This is a genomic window from Pantoea sp. BR_17, assembly GCF_041955125.1.
GTDB lineage: Bacteria > Pseudomonadota > Gammaproteobacteria > Enterobacterales > Enterobacteriaceae > Pantoea > Pantoea stewartii.
On record NZ_JAVAXT010000018.1, the window covers coordinates 13,171 to 33,253 of the forward strand.

Genomic DNA, 20,083 nt, shown 5'->3' on the forward strand with positions numbered 1-20,083 from the left:
ATGTTTGATTTACTGCTTTACGGAATAAACTTTTAGTAACGTTAAACAAATTGCTTAAGCTAAATAATCATTATTTCACGGGATTAAGTTCTGAAAGCATCTCAATCAGGCTTTGCTGAATTTTCGTCTGATTAGCTTCACTAAGGCTTCGGATGGGTCGGCTGAAACAAATACGGGTCGCGCACTGTATTATCAGTATGTCGCCGAAAGACATTTTCTCAGGAATGTAAGGTAAAGCCAGAGCTACTAGGCCAAAACTATTTGTCCTGGCAGGCGCTCTGAGCGCTGAGATTACGGCAGGTAAGGTATAACTCATATATCAGCGCTGTTTCTCTCACCTGACCTCGTATCGTTCGAATCATAAAATGCTACTCTGTGTAGCGCCGGACGGGGCGTTACATCTTTCCGATGGGAAGTTGTTCTGCACCCGCTCCGTTCGGTACAATTCCGGTGAGGACGGATTTTCAAGATTATAATTTTAGCCAGCAATGTTTCTGTTCTTGATTTTTTAAGAATTCACTGAGGCGAGGTTAAATCACAGAATATCATTACTGACATTAAAACAATGTTCGCTTAATCCGTGCCTGCTTTACTTTATTTTTGATTTAATAAACTTTTCCAGAAGTGCAATCTCGCTCTTCAACATTTCCAAATCGTCACGAGCTTCATCCTCCCCGGTTGCCTCATTGATATCAGATATACAGCTGCTGAGTGCAAGCTGTGTATTATAAAGCTGATACAGCTGGACCATCTCGCCCTTTTCAGCATAATGTTTAGATATCAGGCTCGCGCTTTTTTCAATATCAATACGAAGCGTCTGCACTCTTGAAATGCTATGCAAATAGATGTCTTTATCGTTTGGATAATCAGTTAACTCCTCCAGGTGCCTCACTGTAACCAGGAAGTTTTCGAGAATTTCCTTGAAAAGTTCATAAAGACCTGTCGACATGTTTCCCCCCGCATTCGTTATAGAAAGTCACTCATCCACTTCCTGCGGAAAAAGCCTCATCATACAAAACCATTTATTACTGTCAGTCCATAAATGAAACAAACTTCAGATTAAGAAACTTTCCTATAAGAAGCCGCGGGAAGTAAAGGGATTGTCTTAACCTGACTATTACCGTAGTATTTTAAATACTGCACACTTTATATCTAACGGAAATGCTCTGTTAAGGGCAATAAAGTGCACCCTGAGAGAAAGACACTATTAAACTATTATTTATATATCAAAAAAATCTCACGCTCAGAAAAGGTATTTGTGTTCTGTTTTTTTCATAAAATCAGAAACAGCTCTGTGAGCCTCCGGATGGCCTGCCCAGTAAACATGTCTGCCTTTATCTATAATCAGCAGCTCAGCAGAAGGTATTCTGGCGGCCAGAATACCGGAATTCCCCGGAGGCGTCATGCCGTCATCGCTTCCGTGTATGACCAGCGTAGGTGCAGTAATGCACGTTGCAATATCCCATGCGTCATGCTGACTTGATGCCTGCAGATGGCATAAAAAGGTCTCAGAGCTGTGAGGGTTAGGTGCTCCTGATGCCGCTTTTTCAGGATATTTTATGAGCCAGTCGTCCGGATAGCACATTGCCTGTAACCTGACCACGTCGTTTTGTTTCATGGCAGCAGTGGTTTCGGACGAACGCGGTATTCCCTTTCTGTCTCCCACAGACGAAGCTCCGAGAATAAGAGCCAGTAATGATTCAGGATGGTCAGCCGCCAGCCACTGAGCCACACGGCCACCCATAGAATGGCCATAAACGTGAGCGCGTGTTATGCCTGCGTCAGCGAGTATGGCATGTGCGTCTTTTGCAAAATCCCGGGTCGACCAGCCATGGCTGAGGTTATCACCGCTTTTCCCTGTTCCGCGATGGTCATAGACAATAACGGGTCTTTCCGGCGTAAAGTCTTCAGTCACATAATCCCATACGTGATGATCGCAGGCATTGCCTGCGATAAGCAGAAGCGGTTCTGCAGGACCGCTGCCCCGCAAGTCGTACCACAGCGGTGTGTCGTCAAAACTTTTTGCAAATGCCATCGGGACTTTCTCCTGTCTGAAATTATGATACCAACTGGGTGAACAAGTAGTCGGTAACGAAAATACATGGCTTAACAGGCGCTGACACGATATAAACCAGACAACATATAGGTATAAACCGGACAACCGGGCATTATGAAGTGCCTGTTAACCTGACTGAGGTGGTGAATGCACAGAAAAAATCAGCCAGCCGTCGTCGCTCCGCTCCATTACTCCCCGGCAGACAAAAGTAAACCTGATCTTGAAATTTTCATGATGTCAGAGCTCAGTGCACGGGTTGGGTCCTGCAAGTTATCCGGCAGTCGGAGATATTTCTTTTACTTGCTGCTGTTCGTTACTGAAGGCTGTACATACCAGACGGTCGATGGAATACCGATCGAGTGTCTCCCCGGAACAACCCTTCTCATAAAACCCGGACAGATACACAGCTTTGGCGGCACTCAGGGCTGGGATGGGTGGATGGTGCTTTTCAGGCCTGAAATGCTTCCACCCGGGACCGGAGCGATGCAGGATAAACTTACCGGGACGGGGCTTCTACTGGGAGCAGATGATGCTGCTCTTTTTGAATCTGTATTCCGCCAGATGTTGGTTGACACCAAAAAACATAATGAAAAGCCTCATACGTCGGCTCTTCTTTACCATCAGCTGGCCTCACTTTTTATCCGACTGGGTATGATGGCCGACAGGGATGACAAAGCGCTGGAAGAACAAACGCGGAACCGGTTACGTTTTTTAAAGTTCACAGATATGCTCGAGGAAAAATTCAGTACATGGCATCAGGTCAGCCAGTATGCAGATGCGCTCAGTTGCTCCAGCAGAAGCCTGAGCCGGGCCACCGCTTCATTTGCTGGTCGCAGTGCAAAATCATACATCTCTGAACGGGTTTGCCTGGAAGCAAGAAGGCTACTTGCGCACACACCGGCTTCGGTCAGCAATATCAGCGAGAAACTGGGTTTTGAAGAGCCCGTTCATTTCATCAAGTTTTTTAAAAAAAGCGCCGGACTTTCCCCCGAGCGATTTCGTCATTCAGTTCAAAAGAAATCAATTCCGTTCAGTCACGATGTCTGACTCCTAATCACTCAGATGTAGGGAAGTTTATCTCCTCATTAACACAGCGCTTAAGGGACATCCTTTCGAATTTTTTTACGTCCGAGATTCTCACCTTTAAAGTAAATGTCTGCTTTTCGCTCATAGCGGACGAATTACCCTCTCACCCTCCCCTGAATCCCTCAGGTATTGCGTAATCCATGCCGGCTACCAGAGTAAAGTCCCGCCGAATTTTCGAACGTTTTAGAGGAGGCTGTCTACGCCCCTTCTCAATGAATCGTGCCAGTTTTATTTCCCACTGGCTTTGGTAATGCGCCACGTTTTCTGCCATCCAGTAATGCACAAAATCAGCCAGCTGAAGGCTGTCAGGTGTATCTGAAATCTTTATGCCTATATGACTGGCGGTTTGAGTGAATGCTTGTGAAGGCTGCCACCCGTCAAACATAACGAACTTATGCTCTGGAGATTCTGCACTAGTGGGATATTGGCTAACCGCCGGAGAAATTTGCTGAAGTGAATCGCGCTGCGTTATGACATGAGCGTTACGTTGCACCGGTGCTGATGCGTTACGCTGAGTTACGGTAGCGTTATGCTCGGGCGTTACGCTTTGCGTAACGTAACGCGTTACGCCATTATCCTGATCAACCCGTGGCTGCATCGGCTGAGACAACACCTTCGCCTTAGCCCCCTGCTCTGCCCTAAATCCTTTTGCCACTAGGCTTTGTGGCTCAGAAGCATCTGAGTTATCCACAGAAAAACCAGAAAATTCACGCGCGCGATGTGTGTTGTTTTTATTTTTATGTGTTGTTTTAGATCTTAGAGAATTAAAACACGCGTAACGCGTTACACCCTGCGTTACGTTACGCGTTACGCTTTGGGTAACGCTTTTCTGAGCACGCTTCTTATCTCTGTAACGGCGCTGACGTTCAGCAGCTGCCGAGGGCTTTGAACTTTTGCCCAATTTTTGCTCATCGTCGATTGTTAGAAGAACACAGTGGTTTTCAGCATCGTAAACGGCCCACCCTACTGCAGCCATTGCTTCACCAAACCCTTCAAACTCAGCAAGCACATCCAGATAGCTTAGGTCGACATTAATGAACACGTTATTGGGAGCATATTCTTTTGCTGCTCCCCAAATACTGAGCAAACCAGTGACTGTAATGCACCTTGTAACATTTCGTGTCAGTAGCGCGGATTTCTGCCCATCAAAGGAGACGTCCAGTCGTTCACACCCATCTGACTTGCGTTCAAGCCATGCGGCGATTTGATTGACTTTGGGATGGACCTTCAATGCTGGCGATATTAGTACCCAATCAATTGTCATGACAGTCTCTCGAGAACTTTAACCAGTAACATTATGTAAAGGGTTGGTATGAAGCTTCTGGCCTTAATGGGCTAATCTCGGGAGGAAAAACATCGTCTAGTTCGACTTCAGCGCCCAGCTCTTTTAAAGCGCGAACTAATGCTCGACATGTTTTTAGATTAGGGATGCGCCGTTTGTTTTCATAATGTCCGATAGCGCCTTGGCTACATCCTAATCTTTTAGCCAAGCACGACTGAGACACATTGATTTCTTTTCGAATTGTCTTGAGACCACGCATTGAGAATCTCCAAATAAGTGAAACAAACTTAAATAATACATATTGTACTCAATGCCTACAAGAGGATTAATACATCTTGTGTGTTGTTAGAATAAATACGCTACGTAATAATTTGCGTATGCTTATTACATGGCGTCAACTGGCCAAAACCAGAATGAAACAATTAGGCCTTACTCAAGAAAGGCTTGCAGAGACTTTGGGTAAAACCCAAGGTGCGATAGGTCATTGGCTGAACGGCCGACGTGAACCAGGCATTGAAGACATAGCTGCAATCATGAAAGCACTAGATCTTAAAGAATTGGTTCTCAGCGCCTCTGGGATGGTGATTTATCCTGATGAATTACTTAACAATGTCTCCGATCCTCGACCTCATAGTGAGGTCAAAAGCTTTCCAGTTATAAGCTGGGTGTCCGCTGGGAATTGGTCTGAAGCCGTCGATCCTTATAATCAAAATGATTTTCTTGAGTGGTCACAAACTACAGCCAAAGCAAGTGAGAAATGTTTTTGGTTGACCGTCAAAGGGGATTCAATGACCGCTTCAACAGGGTTAAGCATTCCTGAAGGAATGAAAATTTTGGTTGATCCCGCGATCGAACCCACCAGTGGAAGACTGGTTGTTGCAAAGCTCGAGTCTCAAAATGAAGCAACATTTAAAAAGTATATCGTTGATACTGGGCAAAAATATCTCAAACCTTTAAATCCCAATTATCACATGATTCCAATTGATAACGATTGTCGCATTATTGGTGTTGTGATTGAGGCAAAGTTCGAGCAACTTTAACATTCCTACCGCACCTTGCTGCATCATCTGTTCATAGGGCTCCATCATTCTAAATAGGAAATGGGTCCCTAAATCTCTTAAAATTCATACATTTTGTACTTTTATGACATTTTAAGCAAAAATTCACTTGACTCCAATTAATACATTTTGTACTTTTTCTTTGTTCCTAGCGACAGATAGTGTATTGGAACAACATGAGTAGGCTTGATGCTGAACGGCACAGCATATTGTCGGGCGGGTGGAGTGCAGAAGCACGAGATCCCGAAGTGGCAAAACCCAACCTCCCTGCAACAAATGAGATGGTATTCACCAGTATCATTTCATTTGTTAACGGAGGATTGTATGAAAAAGCGCAGTATCGACTGCCCTCTGTGTGGCCGCAATTTTGACCCGAGGGCGCCTTATCCACATATCCAAGAGTATCACGCGCTAGCAAGCGACGCTGAGTTAACCCTGATTCGTGAAGCCCGGCGTCGTTGCTTCGGAAAGAGTAAGCCCCTTAAGAAAAAATCCTACTTACTCACATCAAATTTTTCCTTATATTATTGATTTTTATTACATTTAAGCTCCTAAGTGGAACATCAACGTCCTGAGTTCAGCATTTATTCAGAATTATGAAAACGGGCTTCGCTATAACTACATCATCAGGCCAAGCACGACAGCCTGATGAAAGAAAAGTAGTGATCCCCTGGCACATAATATTGATAACTCTTGTTCTTTCCCGCCCCCTCGTGCGGGATTTTTTTTGCCGTGAACATCTTCACGTATTAGCTCAACACCAGGGCTTTTTGCACATAAGTAATCTTTTCACGCTGCCTTTAGGGCAACTTCACCTGAGGAGTAACCATGTTATATCGCGAAGCGGCTGTGCGTCTCAGCCAGACCATTCTGCTTATAGCCCGTGAACTCAGACTGTCTGTGGATCAGATGTTTGAGTTCCGTAAAGACGGTAAAGTCTCAGAAGAAGAGGCTGCCACTCACCTGCACAATGTCCAGGTAGTATTGGAAACGCTTTACACCCGGCTTCTTGATCCTCTTACCGCTGATTATCCAGATTTACGCCCTGAATGTTGTGGCAGTGGAATCTGTGATGAGCAGTAAACTGCCCCGCAACATTTAGCCGGGATATCCAGTGACAGATGAAAGCCGCGAATAGCGGCTTTTTTTATCCCCACTGACTGCGGTCAGAACTGAATTTACCCGCGTAAGCGGTCTTCAATTCCTCTCTTAAACGGAGTAAATCATGCAAAAAAACAAATCAACAGATGTCGTTTCCTGCAAGGACATGCATCGCCTTGCGGTGAGCCATTTGCAGGCTTATCTGAAAGCCTGTCACTGCCAGTCGAGGGGTGACGTGCTTCATGCATTGTCTCACTGGCAGAGCACAGGTGCCGATTTAGCAGAATTGATTCGCCTTACACGCATTATCGTTATTCATTGAAGGGGATGCCCTGTGCCGCAGGTTGTCTGTTCACAACGCACAGGGCAATCAGCTTAAACGGAGTCCGTGATGCAAAGCCTCAAGGCATTGAAGCTTTTCAGTGAAACTCTGCTGACATTAACAACACTCACTACAGCATCCGTTCAAACCTATGACATGAAATTGCATGGCTTGAATACAACAATTCTTCACGTCGATTATGACCGCCCCGGGAGGCTTTTTACGACAGAAGGCGACATTTCATGAGCCACAACGAATTGAGGGTTAGCTGATGCCAAAACCGCATGCTCCTGAACGAATAAGGCTGCGGGCTCAGCAAATCAAGCAACACTGGCGCTCAGGTCTGGTTCATGCGAGACGAACCTACCGCGGCAAATATCTCACCCTACGTGTGACACCTCAGTGGCGGCTGTTATCAAAAGACAATGGCCGGAACTGGGAATTGCTGAGCCACGCAGATTATGACAATGAAATTTAGACAGGATATTCCATCCGGACTCAGGCGCGGACAAATCAGAGCTGTTCATTCTGAGCAATGAACAGCATCTTCCTTGGGCCAGTTAATTCAGGCCTGCGGCAAAAGGTAAGCAGAGACGTTGTTCCGAACTGAGAATGCAATTTCCCGACGTCACCCTGCGCCGGTAAACGGTCTCAGGAGCAACTTAAGTTCATAAGTTGTTTACAGTAGCAGGAGGTTCAGAGATGAACATTCAGTATATTGCGACACCAAAAGAGGCAACACTTCATATTAAGTCCTTTGTGTTATGGGCATTTCTCCATGAACGTGTCGTCAGGGCGGCACTCAAAGTCGTACCGGATGCCCGGGTGACACACTCAGGCACGTTTTTTATTCATACGCGCATTTCAGGAGACCCACGCCAAATACTGGCAGCAACACGCGAGGCCCGTCGTGAAGAGGAAGAGTAATGCCGGCTTCATACTCGCCGCATCAGAAAGCCTCAGTGCTCATTAGGCTGCATCCGCCGCTTTTATAGCTCTGCCAGCCGTTCCGCTTTCGCGACCCTCTAATCTGACCGTTCAAAGGAACATTTCCCATGATGCAACCAGACATCAGGGGCGATGCCGCTTTTGCTCGTCCCTTTCACGCTGTTCGTTCAATTGAATTTAGCCCTGAAAACATTCTCAGTAGCGCCAGTTTCCCTCCAGCGCCGCCAAAACCCGTTCTGCAGTTGCTGGCAGACAGGCTGATTGAGATTTTGCTTAAGGAGTACCAACCATGAGAGACCCCTATGCATTACTGGAACTTCATAAGGACCACCTTGATGCCCAGGAGCAGGAAACTGTCAGGAAGGAACAGTGGATTGATGACGAAGCAGAACGTCTGCTGAGCTTTTTTCCTGACTACCTCTATCTGTTCCGCCACTGGAATCTGCATCCGGAAGTAAAGAAATGTTGTGCCCATCCGGAAGCAGACGAGGAGTACATCAGCTTCATCAGAAATCTGGCCTACCTGCAGGCAGCACGGAATTACAACCTGCAGGTGGTACTTGGCTGGGAGGACACAGTCTCATGAAACCGGGCATTTACTATGGCCTCAGCAATGAGGCCTACCATGCCGGACCCGGCATCAGTAAATCGCAACTGGATGACATCGCCATTAACCCGGCAGTCTACCTGTGGCGTAAACATGCGCCTGTTGATGTTGAAAAAACGGCTGCGCTCGACATGGGGAGCGCTTTGCACTGCCTGCTGCTGGAACCAGAGGAATTCGATAAACGTTTCGTTGTGGCCCCCTCGTTCAACCGACGCACCACTCAGGGTAAAGCAGACGAGGAGACGTTTATCAAAGAAACCCGCAATTATGGACGCAGAACAGGGCCGGAAGCTGCAGCTGATGCGCGAGAGCGTAATGGCACACCATACCGCACGTTTTTTACTTGAAGCAGAAGGCCACTGTGAATCCTCAATTTACTGGTCTGACAGTGAAACAGAAGAGTTATGTCGCATCCGACCCGACAAAATGCTGATGAACCGGCCTCTTGTCATTGATGTAAAAAAGATCTGTGACATGTCCCGCTTTGCTCGCCATATCGAGGAATTCAGGTACCACGTTCAGGCAGCTATGTATTCCGAAGGTTTTTACAACATCTTTAACACGCATCCGCAGTTTGTCTTTATTGCGGTAAGCGAAGCCATTGACTGCGGACGCTACCCAGTCCGGGTTTTTGAAGTCCATGAGGATGATCTGAGCGCCGGATACAACCTATTTCGTCGCGACCTCAACACATTCCATGATTGCCGTCTCAGTGGTCACTGGGGCGGCGTTGAAACTATCCGCCGCCCTGCATGGGCACGTTAAAAGGAAAAACCACGATGAATACCCCACTGATGAACACTGATGCTGAAAATGCAGGCACTGCATCCATGATTTTCAGTCCGGATGCACTGGACAAGCTGATTCGCTTTGCTGACATCATGGCCAGCAGCAGAGTTTCCGTACCGGCACACCTGGCAGGAAAAACAGCTGACTGTCTTGCTGTCGCAATGCAGGCCGCACAGTGGCGCATGAACCCCTTCGCCGTTGCTCAGAAAACCTTCCTGGTAAATGGCGTACTTGGCTATGAGGCACAACTGGTGAACGCGGTTATCACAACGATGGCACCCACCCGTGACCGCCCACATTATGAGTGGTTCGGCCCATGGGAAAAAGTCCTCGGCAAATTTGTCGAAAAAACGTCAGGTAAAGGACATAAGTACACCGTTCCCGGCTGGACACTTGAAGATGAAGCCGACTGCGGCGTCCGCGTCTGGGCGACAATGAAGAATGAGCAGGAACCTCGTGTACTGGAACTGCTGTTATCACAAGCACAGGTCAGAAATTCAACGCTATGGGCGAGCGATCCGAAACAGCAACTCGCGTATCTGGCCGTTAAAAGGTGGGCCCGCTTGCATTGCCCGGATGTCATCCTCGGTGTTTACACGATCGATGAACTGGAAGTTACGGTCAAGGCCGAACATGATGTCACGCCACCCACACAGAGTGGTGATCTTAACGATTACATTAATCAGTCGATGAAAATCGATGACGCAGAAATCGGTAATAAAGCTGAGGAGGAAAATGTGTTTTTACCAGACAATATAAAAGCAGAAACCCCTGCCCCCGCTTTACCACCTCAACGTCCTGCGAGGTCTCCCGTTAAGCCATCAGATAATCCGCAGCCGGCTCCGCTTCAATGCAAGGCTGAGGATATGGGTGAAGTGGGTACTGGTAAACAGAAACGCACCCCTGAGGAGTTGCTGACGGATTTTTGTGAAGCCGCCATAAACAGCAAGTCAGTTAAAGCACTCGACCGATGTTATGCATATGCGGCAAAAGTTTTGCAACCAACGCCAGCTCTGCTGGAAAAAGCCACGGATATCTTTCTTGTCAGAAAGGCTGAAATCGAGGAAGAAGAATTAAATCCAGAAAAGCTCTAGCTGTTTTAGCAGGAATGATCAATGACTCCAGATAACCACACCCTAATCGAATTACGTAACGTTCGATATTACACGGTAGCCGAGGCCGCTGCATTTGCCGAAAGCTGCGGACAATATGAACATGCGGAGAAACTCTGGTCACAGGCAACAAAGCTCGCAAGGAATATTATTAATGCCGAATGGGCAGAGCATCGTAACCATTATTGTTTAAGCGTAATACGTAATGGTTGGTCTTAAAAAAGCTCCCTGCTAAATCCTGAATCCAGAAATTTTAAAAAACACACCCCCCAAAAAAATAAATTCATTTTTATGACTTCACTGAGCATAACCTCAGTGATAATTTACGAACTCAACGCACAGGAGAAATAATAAAATTAAGAGCAGGTAAACTCGCCACTGTCATTTTTACACCTGAAGGAGTAATCGGTGAAAAGTAGAATCTTAGAATATATTGATAATTTCCTTTTTCACTCCTCATCTGCCCCCTCTGAGCAGTTAGTTTATCTTATTGCCAAGCTCTCACTTACCGCTTATCCGGTGGCATGGTTCATCCTGCCACCAGGAGGTAAAGGAGAGGGTTTATTTTTTTCCCATTCAGAGGCAGTTAAGTCACTGAATAAACGAGCAAGAAAAGATGAATACATTGTTCCTTTATTCGCGACTTTGAAGTTTGATTTTTGTGAAAAATCTGGTGATTTATTCAAATCATCTATTCAATATGAGTCTGATGATGAACACAAAAAGGAGAGCGACTTAAAAAATTATTAACCCTTAAATCGTCATGATTTTTATTATTTCCGCATGCAGCAGATAAAGCCCACAAGGGAACTTAATTTAAATTAAAAGGCCAAAAGGAAATGCACACCAGAACAATTATATCGTGTTTAATAATATCATTATCTGTAATCACACCTGCACACGCTAATTTATTTTCCTGGTTACATCATCATAAAAATAACTCTAAAGATAAGGAAGATATCAAGCATAATACTGCAGACATTAAGGCTAACAATCAAAAGATTAGCACCAATGCTGCGGGTATCAAGGCCAATCAGCAGAACATCAGCACCAATGCTGCAGGTATCAAGGCCAACCAGCAGAACATCAGCATCAATGCTGCGGGTATCAAGTCCAACCAGCAGAACATCAGCACCAATGCTGCGGGTATCAAGGCCAACCAGCAGAACATCAGCACCAATGCTGCAGGTATCAAGGCCAACCAGCAGAACATCATCATCAATGCTGCGGGTATCGAAGCTAACACAAAAGAGATCGGGGCTAACATCGTGAGAGCAGAATTGAACAGGAACGATATTAAACACAATCGTTCAGCTATTGCTGCCAATCATGAAAGTACTCTGCATAACCATGAGCTTATTACTGATAACGCTCATGCAATCCAAACGGTTACTGGCCAGTTAAGTACATTTAAATTTGAAGCTGAAAGCCGATTCAGCAACATTGAAAATGATATTAGAAAGAACGACAAAAAAGCGATGGCCGGGATAAGTGCGGCGATGGCAATGAACGCGATCCCCTTTATTGAGGGAAAAAACGTCAGCATGGGGTTAAGTGGTGGTTCATACGGCGGACAATCGGCGCTTGCATGGGGGTCGATTTTCAAGCTGGGTGATAACGTCCGAAGCGGAACCTATCTGAGTTATGACACCAGTAGAAACCTTGGTGTGGCAGCCGGTCTTTCTGTTGGGTGGTAACTGATTGCCTGACACACATTTCAACCAATGGTCATTTACCAAGCTCACTTAGCGGATGCCTGAACTCCCTGTCAGACATCCTTACCCTGATTATGTTTCATCTAGGAGGCGGGTTATGCATAGCCGTGAAGCAGCTAAGCAAGTAATAGACACTTTACTGGCGGTGACAACAACGCTGACAGAGTCAGTTAAGATTATTGAAGATCTAAAATTCAAGGGTATGGTCAGCTCCAAAGAGGCCAGCCGGCATCATCAATCCGCAGCCGATGCACTGACCAAATTGCATAACGTAAAGATTGATAACCTCTTCGGGCATAACCCGAACCTGAAACATGAGTGTCCTTGCTGTGGAAATGTGATTGAGAAAGAAAAAACCTGATTTCAGCAAGTCACACAGCGACAGAACCTGACCGCCCGCTGGGCGGTTTTTTTATGCCGTAATTCTGGAGGCAGAACATGACGAAGCTACTCAATTTGCAGGAATGGGCGAGCACAACATATTCTGTGCCGCCCTCTCTCTCAACCCTGCGGCGCTGGGCACGGGAAGGCCGTATTTATCCCTGCCCTCAGTTGCACGGCAAAGAATATAAGCTCCACCCTGACTCTGTTTATATCAATCCCCGAAAACTGACAAGAAACCTGAACAGCCACCCAAACAGTTCTGGCTCAGGTAATTCGCTGCTGGAGAAAATCATCAATGGCGAAAAGGCCTCAAACCTACGATTCTAACCTTCCCCGTAATCTGACTTACAGGCATAAACGCAAAACCTATCACTGGCGCAATCCTCAGACGGGAAAGGAATTCTCTCTGGGCAGTATTGCCCGGAGAGAAGCCATCGCGCAGGCATTAGAAGCAAACAACTACATTGAACAAAATTACACGCCCTCTGCCCTGCTGGCGAAATTACAGATGAATGCGGTAATGACGGTAGGTACCTGGCTTTCAAGATATGAGCTTATTCTGGCAAGTCGGCATGTTAAGCCTACAACAATGCGTCTTCGCCGTTATCAGCTCAAAGTCATCGCAAAACATCTCGGTGACTACTCCCTGTCCTCGGTTACGACCCGTCATATCGCGGAATTTATAGAGGGTTACATTGCTGACGACAAGAGGACCATGGCCGTCATACTGCGTAGCCTGCTCAATGATATTTTCCGCGAGGCTATTGTGGCGGGTCTGATAGAAAGAAACCCTGTTGAGCCCACGCGCGCCAGACAGCCTGCGGTACAGAGAAGCCGGTTAACGATAGATCAGTTCAATTTGCTAACCGAATGCGTTCGCGAATCAGAGCCCTGGTTATACAGAACGATGTTATTAGCGCTGGTGACGGCACAGCGACGTGAAGACATCAGCCGCATGAAATTCAGCGATGTAAGCAACGGCCGCCTGTTTGTTACTCAGAGCAAAAAAGGGAGTAAACTCGCCATACCTGTTGATCTGGAAATGAAAGAAATCGGTATGACCCTCAATGAGGTCATTGGATTATGCCGTGAGAATAATCCTTCTGAGTACTTCATTTACTCCACTACCCGACGGAACGGACGCAAGCCCGGCCCCGTTTCGCCCGGCAATATCACCCAGGCATTTGCCCGAGCACGTCAGCGTTGCGGTTTGAGTGAAGAAACAAATCCTCCCACCTTCCATGAAATTCGCAGCTTATCCGGAAGGCTTTACGAAGCCCGGTTTGGGGAGGAGTTTGCGCAGCGATTACTGGGCCATAAGAACCTGTCGATGACCAAAAAATATCTCGACCCACGGTCAAATGAGTTTGTTTTGGTATAAGCAGTGTATGAGAAATTCGGACAAATTTCGGACATTTTCGAACGACCGTCGATTTGCTCTTGCAACTCATGACGTTAGCGTTATCCTGTATATAAAACGCATACACTTTATATACAGGATGAGTATGGGCATCGTAAAAATATCCGACGTGATGCATGAGAATCTTCGTATTGCCAGTCAGGCAATGAGCCGCTCGATCAACTCGCAGGCTGAGCACTGGTTAAAACTGGGCATGCTGGCCGAGCTCTATCCGCAGTTAACGCAAAACGAACTGGCGCAAACGCTCATTCGCATAGAAATGAACGGCGGTGCCGATATTCGCCAGGTGCTGCCTAAGAGTGACCTGGCCCCACAGGGAGAAGTGTAATGGGAACAGTGAAAATACATTCCGCCGAAGAAATCGAAAAAGCTCGCGCGGCAGGTCATGCTGCAGCACAGGTGCTGGCCATGATCACATCGCACGTTCGTCCAGGCATTACGACGGAAGAGCTGGACGATATTTGCCACGATTTTATTGTTAATGAACTCAACGTGACGCCGGCTAATATCGGTTATCACGGTTATACGCGAACCACCTGCACCTCTGTAAACCACGTTGTCTGTCACGGCATCCCTGCGGCAAAAAAACTGAAAGACGGTGATATCGTGAATATCGATGTCGCCATTATCAAAGATGGCTGGTATGGCGACACAAGCCGCATGTATTTTGTTGGCACACCGTCCGTGCGCGCCAAACGCCTGGTCGATATCAGTTATCAGTCGCTGGTTGCCGGTATTAAAACTGTCCGTCCTGGCGCGACCTTAGGCGATATAGGGGCAGCCATTCAGCGCATTGCTGAAAATGCCGGCTTTTCGGTTGTCAGGGAATATTGCGGTCACGGCGTCGGCGAGATTTATCATACCGACCCACAAATTTTGCATTACGGTACGCCCGGTGAAGGGATGCCCTTGAAAGCTGGTATGATTTTTACTATCGAGCCGATGATCAATGCCGGAAAGGCGGGCACCAGCGTGCTTTCCGATGGCTGGACGGTAGTCACGAAGGATCGATCACTCTCCGCACAGTGGGAGCATACCGTTGCCGTTACCGATACGGGTTTTGACCTGCTCACGCCCTGGCCCGAGGGAACGGGCGATTATCCCGCTATCTGAGTCAATAAAGCCGCCCTTAACAGGCGGCTTTATTTTTGCGGTATAAGATATCGCGCCCTGTGCTTAAAGACCTCGCCATAACTTTAAACCATTACGTCCTGAGCGCTTAACGTCATATAACGCTTCATCGGCACGGCGCAACCATTCGTGTATCGAACTGGCTTTTTCTGCACAGGCAATACCAATACTGACTGAACAGGTAAAATCGGGCGAAGCAGGCAACCGTAACTGCGTAATGCGCCACTGAATATGCTCAGCGAGTTTGACGATGCCAGCGTCATCAGCATCACGGACAATGACGCCCAGCTCATCGCCACCGAACCGCGCCGGTGTGTCTTTCATTCCCACACTGTCGCGCAATAAACCTGAAATTTCCGCCAGAAGAAAATCCCCTGCTTCGTGACCATAGGTATCGTTAACATGTTTGAAATGGTCAACATCGATCAGAATCAGATAGGCTTTACTGTCTCCACGGCGGGTACGAAGAAATTCGCTTTCGAGTCGGCGCTCAAAAAGACGTCGATTAGGAATTTGCAGACCCGGATCCATTAATGCAATACGTTCAAGCTCGCGATTTTTTTGACGCAGCATATACGTCAGATTATGGGATACAACGCTTAACGCCAGCATATAAAAGGTCGCCAGCGGTAATGTCAGCCAGGCTGTACGCAGGCTGAATGTCATTGATACCGGCGCGCCTTCAAGCGTCCAGACCAGAAGAAAGGCAAAAAGAAATGACTGAAATGCGGACAAGAGCTGTGGCCAGCCGCCTGCTGCGTAACGGTCGGAAATTAATACTGCCATGATCACAAAACACGGCATGGGACTTAGCGCCAGCAACGCGACCCAGATACCGCCAAACGCCGCATCAAGCGTGAGATTCATTCTTTCCCTCGCGGTTGAATCACGCGCGGAAGCCGCAAGGCGATAGGCCAGAGACGGCCAGAGGATGACATTACCGATCAGTAACGCAAAAATGGAGATGCCGTGACCCTGTTCGACTAATACAGAAGCGATTGGCATGGCACATAAAATCGTCCCTAATTGACGCATTGCGAACATGCGACGAACAAATCGCGTCGATCGCATTTTGAGATGATTATCATCGGGTGAGTAATAGGTCATTCGAAGGCGTAATTAGCAGTCTATATAATGCAGTTTATCTACAAAAAGAGCAGGCAGCATGACTTTTTAAGATTCTTTCCGCTTTATTTATTATTTTTTCTGACGAGAAAATTTTAGCTGCCCGCATTTTAAAAAATACGTTTAAGCCCAACGCGCAACATCACCTCATTGTCATGCATCAGGCTGTCAATTTAGCAATACATTGCCGCTATCTCCTGCGGCCCTTCGCGACCGACGCAGACCAGTTAAAATCGCTGACTTCACTGGCAGTCAGTGAGGACGGTTTCTTTTTTCGGACAGGTTTTTTGTTTTCCTTTTCTGCTTTTAACTTTTCTTTAAGCAATTTATCCGCCATCACCTGCTGACGCGCTTCAAGGTTAAGCGCTTTCTCTTTTTTGACGTCCGGTTCTTTACCCGTACGTTGGCGGTATTTTTCAATCAAATGATGAAGCAATTCATTGACGGCAAGTCGCTCTTCATCGCTGAACTGATCGATGGAAATCATTTTCTTGTCATTCATCGTCGCTTTCCTCGTCGTGGGATCATCGGCAGTGTACAACAAGCCGGATGAATAAAAGGCATTTGCTTGCCTTTTAACGCATTTTAACCTGGAACGTGAGTATCATTTCGTCTCAGGACAGCTAAAATAAGCGAAAATTAACAACGAGAATCTGGATAATGAAAATCCCCCTGCCTGACGATCACAAACCATTTATCACCGCACTTCTGGACGAACCCGTTGACGTCATTGAGATGCACTCTCCCCACGCTGAACACATTGATCGCGCTTATACTGTCGCGCTACAGCAAAAAAATCATGAGGCTGAGGCAGACTGGAAACGGACGATCACGTTTCTGGCCCTGTTCGTTTTTCTCTATGCGGCGCTGGGTGCATCACTGACGCTGGACCTGAGTCCCGCCGGGGCGAGTCACAAAAGTATTGAATACGCGTTAGAAGCCGTGCCGGTGCTTATCGCCTTTTCCGGCTTTTTTATTTCTGTGCTTTACCTGTTTCTTGTGCGCGCGGGGTCACGTCAACGCCGTAACTGGCAACGAACACTTTTGATTCTGGAAAGGTATACCACAGGTCATGTATTTAAACTGACGCATCAGCAAGGCGCGGGTACCAGCAACTACTCGCTTTCATCCATCATGCTGGCGCTCGCGATGTTCATTTGCCTCACATGGTTAATCATCTATAACTACCTTACCTTCACTACCAGCGGTGTGTTTGGTAGCGTCATTTCACTGTTTATCAGTACGATGGTTTATGTCATTTTGGATATTCAGCTCCTGAAACCGTGGCAGTCAGAGGCTGAAAACGATCCCTCCGGTGTTGATGAAAATAAAGCCGATCGCTAACCTTCCATGGCCCGATATGCATCGGGCCAGCCTTTGCATCTGGCAGGCGAAACAGGCACATAGGTTAATGCCAGGGATAACCTAAAACGCTTAAAGTATGTTGTAACTATATTATGCCTCGTTGATGCTCAGCTTACGTTCAGGCTCGTCAGGGAGGCTGCTCACGATGAGTGAGCAGCCCCTGAAAACATCGCTACAAGTGACAACGTCACCTATGGTTTCCGCAAGACTTGATTTGGGTTGGTTGATGTCTGATTAGTGAAATCAGTCGAATGGAAATTCACGAGCCAGAACGCGGGCAATCACATTCAGCGCGCCCTCGTCCGTATTACTCTCGGTTTTAAAACGCGCGACAGCCGAGACAGCCTCACCCGCATTGGCCATTGCAAAACTAAAGCAGGCCTGACGTAACATCTCGATATCATTCGCGCTGTCGCCGACAGCCACCACTTCACAATCGCTAATGCCCCATTTTTGCTGAAGCAAAGCGATACCGTGTGCTTTATGGCAACCCGGAATAATCAGGTCAATAAAGCCATAACCGCTGGAAACGGGATGCATGATGTGATCGATTTCGCCCAATTGGGTATGCAAACGCGTCATCAGGCTTTCAATCCCTTCGTGCGCCAGATTGAGCGAGAACTTAAAGACAGTGTCATCAATATCGTAAAGGTTGTCGCGCTTCTCGAGTCGGTAATAATGATTTTTTAGCATGCCGATCACGCTATCCGGCATGGACGCATGAACATAAGCACTTTTGCGGCCACAAACAACGACGCTGATATCCGGTTCTCTGGCCAGAATATCGAGTACGCTGTGTACCCTTTCTTTTGCCAGCTCGCCACAAAATATTACTTCATCGCCATGCGACACCCACGCACCGTTTTCTGCCACGAAGGCAATTTCATTTTTGATGTCAGGAAAATATCGCTGTAACTGGTAATACTGATTGCCGCTGGCGACCACAAAATGAATACCTTTTTCTTTGAGCAGAGCATACTGGCGTGAAAAGCGCTGGACATTGTACTGCTTGTTTTCATCAAGAAAGGTACCGTCCATATCCACTGCAATCATCCTTACTGCCATTTTACTCCCCCTTTGCTCCCGGCCTTAACAGGCTAACTGTGTGGTTAAGCTTACTCGCTGTAAGGATTATTGAAAGTTACAAACGCTGAATTTCCGCCTGTTATGGCAAATTGTGCCGTCGCGCCCAGATTGAAAGTTAAAGCTCTGTTAATAATGACCATCATCTTCGAATGAAGGTTACATAAATTTCATTCGAAATAACATCATCTGTTAAGAGGTTAATCTATGCGCGAAGGACTTCACTACACCCCACTTCCTGAGGACGTCTCTGCCTCTATCCGTAACTTTAAGCAGCGCGCACGTGAGCAGATCGGTGACGTTGAGCGCGTATTTCGGCAAGTCTGTCAGAAAACAGAAGAAGCCATTGCCGAAGCCAGGCTGGAAGAGGCTCAAACCGGGAGCGCCTGGCCCATCGTCACGGGCGAGGCGATAGCCTCAGGCACGGTTTCCCCGGAAACGCGGGCGCGTATCAAGCGGCGCGGCTGTGTCGTCGTCCGGCAGCATTTCCCCCGTGAGCAGGCACTGGCCTGGGATGCCGACATATTGCGCTATCTGGATGAAAACCAGTTTGATGCACAGTACCGCGGGCCAGGAGACAATTTTTTCGGCAGTCTTGAGGCATCCCGTCCAGAAATTTACCCCATTTACTGGTCTCAGGCTCAAATGCAGGCCCGTCAACGCCCGGAAATGCATCAGGTACAGTCGTTTCTGAACCGGTTATGGACCTATGAATCGGAGGGGCAGCGATGGTTTGATCCTGACGTGAATATCCTCTATCCAGACCGTATTCGTCGAGGGCTACCGGGCACCACGTCAAAGGGACTGGGTGCGCATACCGATTCAGGCGCGCTGGAACGGTGGCTGTTGCCTGCTTATCAACGCGTCTTTCACGCCGTTTTTAACGGGGATATTGATCGCTACGATCCCTGGAATGCCGCTCACCGCAGCGACGTCGATGAATACGATGTACCGGACACCACAAAATGTTCTGTCTTCCGCACTTTCCAGGGCTGGACCGCGCTGTCCGATATGATCCCGGGTCAGGGTTTACTTCACGTTGTGCCCGTCCCCATGGCAATGGCCTATCTTCTGTTACGTCCACTGCTCTCCGATGTGCCGGAAGATGAACTGTGCGGTGTCGCACCCGGCCGCGTCCTGCCTGTTAATGAAAAATGGCATCCCCATTTGATGAAGGGCTTATGCCCGGTACCGGCTATTACCGCCGGCGATTCCGTTTGGTGGCATTGTGACCTTATTCACGCGGTCGCGCCGGTCGAAAACCAACAAGGCTGGGGAAATGTGATGTATATTCCTGCTGCGCCGATGTGCGATAAAAACCGCGCGTATGCGCATCATGTGGCGCATGCGCTGAAGCAAGGTCATTCCCCTGCGGATTTCCCACCGGAGCATTACGAAGCTGACTGGAAGAATCGCTTTACCCTGGCCGACCTTAACCCACTCGGGAAACGCAGCCTGTGCCAGTCCTGATAAAAAAGAGTAAGCGGGTTAATGCCCGC

General features: G+C 47.6%; 24 protein-coding genes and 1 pseudogene. 18 read left to right on the forward strand and 7 right to left on the reverse strand.

Translation table 11 applies throughout. The features are described from left to right. Positions 1-589: 589 nt before the first annotated feature. Both RAC60_RS21290 and RAC60_RS21295 read right to left on the reverse strand, forming a co-directional pair. The gene (locus RAC60_RS21290) at positions 590-949 is read right to left on the reverse strand and encodes a hypothetical protein (protein ID WP_205957552.1); all 360 of its coding nucleotides are present in this window, start codon (positions 947-949) and stop codon (positions 590-592) included. A gap of 294 nt (positions 950-1,243) precedes the next feature. After that, positions 1,244-2,035 (reverse strand): alpha/beta fold hydrolase, encoded by a 792-nt coding sequence (locus RAC60_RS21295; protein ID WP_375094290.1) that lies wholly within the window; start codon positions 2,033-2,035, stop codon positions 1,244-1,246. Between the two features lie 168 nt (positions 2,036-2,203). Here RAC60_RS21295 and RAC60_RS21300 point away from each other — a divergent pair, with 168 nt between their 5' ends. Continuing rightward, entirely contained in the window at positions 2,204-3,103 is a 900-nt protein-coding gene (locus RAC60_RS21300; protein WP_367144137.1) for a helix-turn-helix transcriptional regulator, read from the forward strand. Between the two features lie 142 nt (positions 3,104-3,245). On the opposite strand, the gene RAC60_RS21305 is transcribed toward RAC60_RS21300, so the two are convergent. Then, positions 3,246-4,406, reverse strand: coding sequence for a DnaT-like ssDNA-binding domain-containing protein (locus RAC60_RS21305; protein WP_375094291.1), 1,161 nt, complete (start codon positions 4,404-4,406; stop codon positions 3,246-3,248). A gap of 31 nt (positions 4,407-4,437) precedes the next feature. Next, the gene (locus RAC60_RS21310; RefSeq protein ID WP_172913253.1) at positions 4,438-4,683 is read right to left on the reverse strand and encodes a helix-turn-helix transcriptional regulator; all 246 of its coding nucleotides are present in this window, start codon (positions 4,681-4,683) and stop codon (positions 4,438-4,440) included. A gap of 154 nt (positions 4,684-4,837) precedes the next feature. On the opposite strand from RAC60_RS21310, the gene RAC60_RS21315 reads away from it, so the two are divergent. The 15 genes and pseudogenes from RAC60_RS21315 to map all read left to right on the forward strand — a co-directional run bounded on the left by RAC60_RS21315 (position 4,838) and on the right by map (position 14,993). Then, entirely contained in the window at positions 4,838-5,464 is a 627-nt protein-coding gene (locus RAC60_RS21315; protein ID WP_375094293.1) for a LexA family protein, read from the forward strand. Positions 5,465-6,310: 846 nt separating this feature from the next. Next, the gene (locus tag RAC60_RS21320) at positions 6,311-6,565 is read left to right on the forward strand and encodes a hypothetical protein (protein ID WP_172913255.1); all 255 of its coding nucleotides are present in this window, start codon (positions 6,311-6,313) and stop codon (positions 6,563-6,565) included. A 142-nt stretch (positions 6,566-6,707) separates the two neighbouring features. Beyond that, positions 6,708-6,905 (forward strand): hypothetical protein, encoded by a 198-nt coding sequence (locus RAC60_RS21325; protein ID WP_172913256.1) that lies wholly within the window; start codon positions 6,708-6,710, stop codon positions 6,903-6,905. Between the two features lie 702 nt (positions 6,906-7,607). After that, complete coding sequence (locus RAC60_RS21330; RefSeq protein ID WP_172913259.1) at positions 7,608-7,832, forward strand: hypothetical protein; 225 nt, start codon at positions 7,608-7,610, stop codon at positions 7,830-7,832. 310 nt (positions 7,833-8,142) lie between these two features. Then, on the forward strand, positions 8,143-8,439 hold the full coding sequence (gene gamL, locus RAC60_RS21335; protein WP_375094294.1) for a host nuclease inhibitor GamL: 297 nt from the start codon (positions 8,143-8,145) through the stop codon (positions 8,437-8,439). Beyond that, positions 8,436-9,225, forward strand: a pseudogene (locus tag RAC60_RS21340) (PD-(D/E)XK nuclease-like domain-containing protein). The gene gamL and the pseudogene RAC60_RS21340 overlap by 4 nt, the downstream one beginning before the upstream one ends. A 65-nt stretch (positions 9,226-9,290) precedes the next feature. Then, entirely contained in the window at positions 9,291-10,343 is a 1,053-nt protein-coding gene (locus RAC60_RS21345) for a RecT family recombinase (RefSeq protein ID WP_375094311.1), read from the forward strand. Between the two features lie 21 nt (positions 10,344-10,364). Further along, positions 10,365-10,580 carry an ANR family transcriptional regulator gene (locus RAC60_RS21350; protein ID WP_172913264.1) on the forward strand — a complete coding sequence of 72 codons (216 nt, stop codon included), beginning with the start codon at positions 10,365-10,367 and terminating at the stop codon, positions 10,578-10,580. 189 nt (positions 10,581-10,769) lie between these two features. Next, positions 10,770-11,111 (forward strand): hypothetical protein, encoded by a 342-nt coding sequence (locus RAC60_RS21355; protein WP_172913265.1) that lies wholly within the window; start codon positions 10,770-10,772, stop codon positions 11,109-11,111. An 89-nt stretch (positions 11,112-11,200) separates the two neighbouring features. Continuing rightward, the gene (locus RAC60_RS21360; protein WP_375094295.1) at positions 11,201-12,058 is read left to right on the forward strand and encodes a YadA C-terminal domain-containing protein; all 858 of its coding nucleotides are present in this window, start codon (positions 11,201-11,203) and stop codon (positions 12,056-12,058) included. A gap of 115 nt (positions 12,059-12,173) precedes the next feature. After that, the gene (locus RAC60_RS21365) at positions 12,174-12,437 is read left to right on the forward strand and encodes a hypothetical protein (RefSeq protein ID WP_375094296.1); all 264 of its coding nucleotides are present in this window, start codon (positions 12,174-12,176) and stop codon (positions 12,435-12,437) included. A gap of 77 nt (positions 12,438-12,514) precedes the next feature. Next, positions 12,515-12,787, forward strand: a complete 273-nt coding sequence (locus RAC60_RS21370; RefSeq protein ID WP_172913268.1) for an excisionase — start codon at positions 12,515-12,517, stop codon at positions 12,785-12,787. Continuing rightward, positions 12,756-13,841: a site-specific integrase gene (locus tag RAC60_RS21375; protein WP_172913269.1), complete on the forward strand. Its 1,086-nt coding sequence runs from the start codon at positions 12,756-12,758 to the stop codon at positions 13,839-13,841. Before RAC60_RS21370 ends, RAC60_RS21375 begins: the two co-directional genes overlap by 32 nt. 124 nt (positions 13,842-13,965) lie before the next feature. Further along, complete coding sequence (locus RAC60_RS21380) at positions 13,966-14,208, forward strand: ParD-like family protein (protein ID WP_033742389.1); 243 nt, start codon at positions 13,966-13,968, stop codon at positions 14,206-14,208. Then, on the forward strand, positions 14,208-14,993 hold the full coding sequence (gene map, locus RAC60_RS21385) for a type I methionyl aminopeptidase (RefSeq protein ID WP_058702519.1): 786 nt from the start codon (positions 14,208-14,210) through the stop codon (positions 14,991-14,993). Before RAC60_RS21380 ends, map begins: the two co-directional genes overlap by 1 nt. Positions 14,994-15,056: 63 nt before the next feature. Here the strand turns inward: map and RAC60_RS21390 are convergent, their stop codons facing one another. Both RAC60_RS21390 and RAC60_RS21395 read right to left on the reverse strand, forming a co-directional pair. Further along, entirely contained in the window at positions 15,057-16,118 is a 1,062-nt protein-coding gene (locus RAC60_RS21390; protein WP_058702518.1) for a diguanylate cyclase, read from the reverse strand. 208 nt (positions 16,119-16,326) lie between these two features. Next, positions 16,327-16,638, reverse strand: coding sequence for a hypothetical protein (locus tag RAC60_RS21395; protein WP_375094312.1), 312 nt, complete (start codon positions 16,636-16,638; stop codon positions 16,327-16,329). Between the two features lie 158 nt (positions 16,639-16,796). Here RAC60_RS21395 and RAC60_RS21400 point away from each other — a divergent pair, with 158 nt between their 5' ends. Beyond that, positions 16,797-17,480 (forward strand): hypothetical protein, encoded by a 684-nt coding sequence (locus RAC60_RS21400; RefSeq protein ID WP_058702517.1) that lies wholly within the window; start codon positions 16,797-16,799, stop codon positions 17,478-17,480. 264 nt (positions 17,481-17,744) lie between these two features. Here the strand turns inward: RAC60_RS21400 and RAC60_RS21405 are convergent, their stop codons facing one another. Further along, positions 17,745-18,566: a Cof-type HAD-IIB family hydrolase gene (locus RAC60_RS21405; RefSeq protein WP_033742381.1), complete on the reverse strand. Its 822-nt coding sequence runs from the start codon at positions 18,564-18,566 to the stop codon at positions 17,745-17,747. 225 nt (positions 18,567-18,791) lie between these two features. Between RAC60_RS21405 and RAC60_RS21410 the strand changes: the two genes are divergently transcribed. Continuing rightward, the gene (locus RAC60_RS21410) at positions 18,792-20,054 is read left to right on the forward strand and encodes a DUF1479 domain-containing protein (protein WP_375094297.1); all 1,263 of its coding nucleotides are present in this window, start codon (positions 18,792-18,794) and stop codon (positions 20,052-20,054) included. Positions 20,055-20,083 lie beyond the last annotated feature (29 nt).